Genomic DNA, 5,000 nt, shown 5'->3' with positions numbered 1-5,000 from the left:
ACGATCTCTTCGAGATCGCGCGATGGGTATTGGCAATGAGAACGATCAAGTGTCTTAAGGGCAATTGGTGGATGCCTTGGCATGCACAGGCGATGAAGGACGTGATACGCTGCGATAAGCTACGGGGAGGTGCGAATACCCTTTGATCCGTAGATTTCCGAATGGGGAAACCCACCTAAGGTACTTGGAAAATCAGAGCTGCACGACGTGAAATCCCAAAAGGATTGAGCGTGAAGCGACGATCTCTTTGAGATCGCGCTGTTGCATCTGTGGTTTCCAAGTATCGCTAATAGGTAACTTATCCTGAATACATAGGGATAAAGTGGCGAACGCGGGGAACTGAAACATCTAAGTACCCGTAGGAAAGGACATCAACCGAGACTCCGGAAGTAGTGGCGAGCGAACCCGGACCAGGCCAGTGGCGATTGAGAGACAAGCGGAACCTTCTGGAAAGTAGGGCCATAGCGGGTGACAGCCCCGTACGCGTAATGCGATCAATCGTCCTCGAGTAAGGCGGGACACGTGAAATCCTGTCTGAAATTGGGAGGACCACCTTCCAAGCCTAAGTACTCGTGCATGACCGATAGCGAACTAGTACCGTGAGGGAAAGGTGAAAAGCACCCCGACAAGGGGAGTGAAAGAGTACCTGAAACCGATTGCCTACAAACAGTGGGAGCCCGCAAGGGTGACCACGTACCTTTTGTATAATGGGTCAGCGACTTAGTGTGACGAGCAAGCTTAAACCGATAGGTGTAGGCGCAGCGAAAGCGAGTCTGAACAGGGCGTTCAGTTCGTCGCATTAGACCCGAAACCGAGTGATCTAGCCATGAGCAGGTTGAAGGTAAGGTAACACTTACTGGAGGACCGAACCCATAACTGTTGCAATAGTTCGGGATGACTTGTGGCTAGGGGTGAAAGGCCAATCAAACTCGGAAATAGCTGGTTCTCCGCGAAATCTATTTAGGTAGAGCGTCGACCGAATACCCCAGGGGGTAGAGCACTGGATGGGCTAGGGGTCCTCACCGGATTACCAAACCTAACCAAACTCCGAATACCTGGGAGTACTAGTCGGCAGACACACGGCGGGTGCTAACGTCCGTCGTGAAAAGGGAAACAACCCTGACCTACAGCTAAGGTCCCCAAGTTATGGCTAAGTGGGAAAGGATGTGAGGATCCCAAAACAACCAGGATGTTGGCTTAGAAGCAGCCATCATTTAAAGAAAGCGTAACAGCTCACTGGTCTAAATAAGGGTCTTTGCGCCGAAAATGTAACGGGGCTAAAGCCATACACCGAAGCTTAGGGTTCGTGAGCAATCACGAGCGGTAGCGGAGCGTTCTGTAAGCTGATGAAGCCGTACCCGTGAGGGGCGGTGGAGGTATCAGAAGTGCGAATGCTGACATGAGTAACGTAAGGGGAGTGAGAGACTCCCCCGCCGAAAGACCAAGGGTTCCTGCTTAAAGTTAATCTGAGCAGGGTTAGCCGGCCCCTAAGACGAGGCGGAAACGCGTAGTCGATGGGAACCACGTTAATATTCGTGGGCCTGGAGGTAGTGACGGATCACACAAGTTGTCCAATCTTATCGGATTGAACGGGCAGCGGAGTGGTTCCAGGAAATAGCTCCTCCTTATAGACCGTACCCGAAACCGACACTGGTGGTCAGGTAGAGTATACCAAGGCGCTTGAGAGAACTATGCTGAAGGAACTCGGCAAATTGCACGCGTAACTTCGGAAGAAGCGTGACCCTTTTTAGCGCAAGCTAAGGAGGGTGGCACAGACCAGGGGGTAGCGACTGTTTATCAAAAACACAGGGCTCTGCGAAGCCGCAAGGCGACGTATAGGGTCTGACGCCTGCCCGGTGCTGGAAGGTTAAGAGGAGGGGTGCAAGCTCTGAATCGAAGCCCCAGTAAACGGCGGCCGTAACTATAACGGTCCTAAGGTAGCGAAATTCCTTGTCGGGTAAGTTCCGACCTGCACGAATGGCGTAACGACTTCCCCGCTGTCTCCAGCATAGACTCAGTGAAATTGAATTCCCCGTGAAGATGCGGGGTTCCTGCGGTTAGACGGAAAGACCCCGTGCACCTTTACTATAGCTTTACATTGGCATTCGTAGTGGCATGTGTAGGATAGGTGGTAGGCTTTGAAACCTGGGCGCCAGCTCAGGTGGAGCCACCCTTGAAATACCACCCTTATTACTATGGATGTCTAACCGCGGCCCGTTATCCGGGTCCGGGACAATGTATGGTGGGTAGTTTGACTGGGGCGGTCGCCTCCTAAAGAGTAACGGAGGCGCGCGATGGTGGGCTCAGAACGGTCGGAAATCGTTCGCTGAGTGCAATGGCATAAGCCTGCCTGACTGCGAGACTGACAAGTCGAGCAGAGACGAAAGTCGGTCATAGTGATCCGGTGGTCCCGCGTGGAAGGGCCATCGCTCAACGGATAAAAGGTACGCCGGGGATAACAGGCTGATGACCCCCAAGAGTCCATATCGACGGGGTTGTTTGGCACCTCGATGTCGACTCATCGCATCCTGGGGCTGGAGCAGGTCCCAAGGGTATGGCTGTTCGCCATTTAAAGCGGTACGTGAGTTGGGTTCAGAACGTCGTGAGACAGTTCGGTCCCTATCTGCCGTGGGTGTAGGAATATTGAAAGGATCTGTCCCTAGTACGAGAGGACCGGGATGGACGGATCTCTGGTGGACCTGTTGTGGCGCCAGCCGCATCGCAGGGTAGCTATATCCGGACGGGATAACCGCTGAAGGCATCTAAGCGGGAAACCCACCTTGAAACGAGTATTCCCTGAGAACCGTGGAAGACGACCACGTTGATAGGCCGGGTGTGGAAGAGCGGCAACGCTTGAAGCTTACCGGTACTAATAGTTCGATAGGCTTGATCGTTCTCATTCCTTATATCCATCTTGTTCTCACTCACGCTTGTTGCGCCCTCTCGGGCGGCGCTACGTGGGTGCGGCGCATCGGCGCCGACGGTCGGTCGACCTTGCGAAGCTTCGCTTCGAAAGGCGCCAGGCCAAAATGAACATCCAAGGCACAACAAAGACCAGCGAACAGCTCCGAGAAAGCAGAAACTAGGTACCCCCTATTGGCTGCTCGCTCATCGCTATTCGCTCAAAAAGCTTCTCGATTTGAACGTGCGTTTTGCCGACCTGGTGGTTATGGCGGAGCGGCTGCACCCGATCCCATTCCGAACTCGGCCGTGAAACGCTCCAGCGCTGATGGTACTTCGTCTCAAGACGCGGGAGAGTAGGTCGCTGCCAGGTCTGCCAAACGCACGTTCAGCTCAAAGCCGGGTCAAAAACCCGGATCGAGACAAATCTTCTCTCTACGATAAAGGCCCGCCAAACGGGATCCCGGGCCGCGCAAGCGGCCCTTTCATTTGGTGAGCCACCTACCTACTTGTAGGCCATCCTGTCTTCAGGCGCGGCTTACGTCCAAAGGTGACGCGGGGTGGAGCAGCCCGGTAGCTCGTCAGGCTCATAACCTGAAGGTCACAGGTTCAAATCCTGTCCCCGCAACCAAACAAAAAACGCCCGCCTCGCGCGGGCGTCTTCGTATCTGGCTCCAGGGGTCAGCCAATTGGAGCTGCCATCAGCCGCCCGCAGCCAGGCGAAGCCCACGCCCCCGAAAAACAAGCCAAATCCTCCCCCCAAAACCATTCACAAACAACACCGTGAGCGCGGGCGTTTTTTGCTTCGGAAGATCGCAGACCACGTGCAAGGGCCACAGGATCTCGCCAAGACCGAATCATCCCTCCACATTGCCGCCTTGTGCTCGCTTTGATCTGCGGCTGATGAGGACGTAGAGGTGAGAGAGACGCATTAGAGATCAGCACCCCACTAGGTGCGAAATAATATTAGCCGGTTGAGTTTAAACTCAGCCGGCTTTTGTGTCTCAGGCGCCTCGCAAATGGAGGAGCAGAGATCGTGAAATCGGCCGCCCTGCGATCCTCGATCGGGCGTCGGCGTCTCGACCCGGCATTTTGATCGCCGCCGATTCGGATGCGAATGGATATTTCACCGAATCGCAGCGAGGTGAATTGGGATCGAATCAACCAAATTGCTAATTGTTGCTATCTATTCGGCTCCCGAGGAGGTCTCCCATGCCCGACTTTGCTTTGAACGACCATTATGAGCGCTTCATCAGGAAGCAGCTCGAATCGGGCCGCTACAACAATGCCAGCGAAGTCGTCCGTGCCGGCCTGCGCATGCTCGAGGATTTTGAGGCGGAGCGAGAGAAGTGGCTGCGCGAGGAAATCCCGTCGCGCATGGCCGAGATCCAGCAGGATCCGGCAAAGGGAATTCCAGCCGAAACGGTGTTTTCCCGGCTGGAGGCTCGTCACCGCACCCGGCAGGCGAAAGCCAAGTAGGGATGGAATACCGGATTGTCTTCCACGCGAAAGCGGAAGCCGAACTCGAACAGCTCTATGATGACATAGCCGAGCGTGCGTCACCCGCGGTTGCGTGGAATTTTGTCGTGGGCATCCGCGATCATTGCCTGGGCTTGTCGACATTTCCACAGCGCGGCACCGAGAGGGCGGAGATCATGCCGGGCTGCGGATAATCGGCTATCGCCGCGCGGTCAGCATCGTTTTCGCTGTCGATGGCGAGCTGTGATGATCCTGGGCATCTTCTACGCTGGCCGGAACATCACGCCTGAATTACTCGAAGAACGGCTCTGAAGCGCAAATCGTAGGGGCGTGGCTGTCGACAATCGGCTAAATGCTGCCGGCGATTTCGAGTTGAGCGCATCCGCCTGGCAGAGTGGCTTGTGACGAGTGTTGCCGGAATGGCTGGCGACGGGTTGCCGGCCAGAATTCAACGAAGCCAGCTTACAATTTTTCCCTCCGTGGATATCTCCACGAGAAATCGAAAAAAGAGCGATCTTGGCTGTTGACAGTTCGATCGGGTGGCGACTATATACGGCCCACGAACGAGGGCGGTGCGCCGCTGGCGGCAGAGAAGTTCGCTTCTAGGTTTGCCCTCTGCA

At 55.1% G+C, this 5,000-nt stretch carries 2 protein-coding genes, 1 tRNA gene and 2 rRNA genes; all 5 read left to right on the top strand.

Annotated features, from left to right (window positions below; translation table 11 throughout):
• Positions 1 to 43 precede the first annotated feature (43 nt).
• The 5 genes from FJ471_RS15625 (at position 44) to FJ471_RS35665 (ending at position 4,574) form a co-directional block, all read left to right on the top strand.
• Positions 44 to 2,894, top strand: a 23S ribosomal RNA gene (locus tag FJ471_RS15625).
• Between the two features lie 265 nt (positions 2,895 to 3,159).
• Positions 3,160 to 3,274, top strand: a 5S ribosomal RNA gene (gene rrf, locus FJ471_RS15620).
• Positions 3,275 to 3,455: 181 nt separating this feature from the next.
• Positions 3,456 to 3,532: transfer RNA gene (locus FJ471_RS15615), tRNA-Met, on the top strand.
• 581 nt (positions 3,533 to 4,113) lie between these two features.
• Complete coding sequence (locus FJ471_RS15610; RefSeq protein WP_140804474.1) at positions 4,114 to 4,380, top strand: type II toxin-antitoxin system ParD family antitoxin; 267 nt, start codon at positions 4,114 to 4,116, stop codon at positions 4,378 to 4,380.
• A gap of 2 nt (positions 4,381 to 4,382) precedes the next feature.
• Positions 4,383 to 4,574 carry a type II toxin-antitoxin system RelE/ParE family toxin gene (locus FJ471_RS35665; RefSeq protein WP_348643344.1) on the top strand — a complete coding sequence of 64 codons (192 nt, stop codon included), beginning with the start codon at positions 4,383 to 4,385 and terminating at the stop codon, positions 4,572 to 4,574.
• The last annotated feature ends 426 nt before the right edge of the window (positions 4,575 to 5,000 follow it).

It is taken from the genome of Mesorhizobium sp. B2-7-1 (assembly GCF_006440735.1).
GTDB lineage: Bacteria > Pseudomonadota > Alphaproteobacteria > Rhizobiales > Rhizobiaceae > Mesorhizobium.
This window is presented reverse-complemented; position numbering and strand designations above follow the sequence as displayed.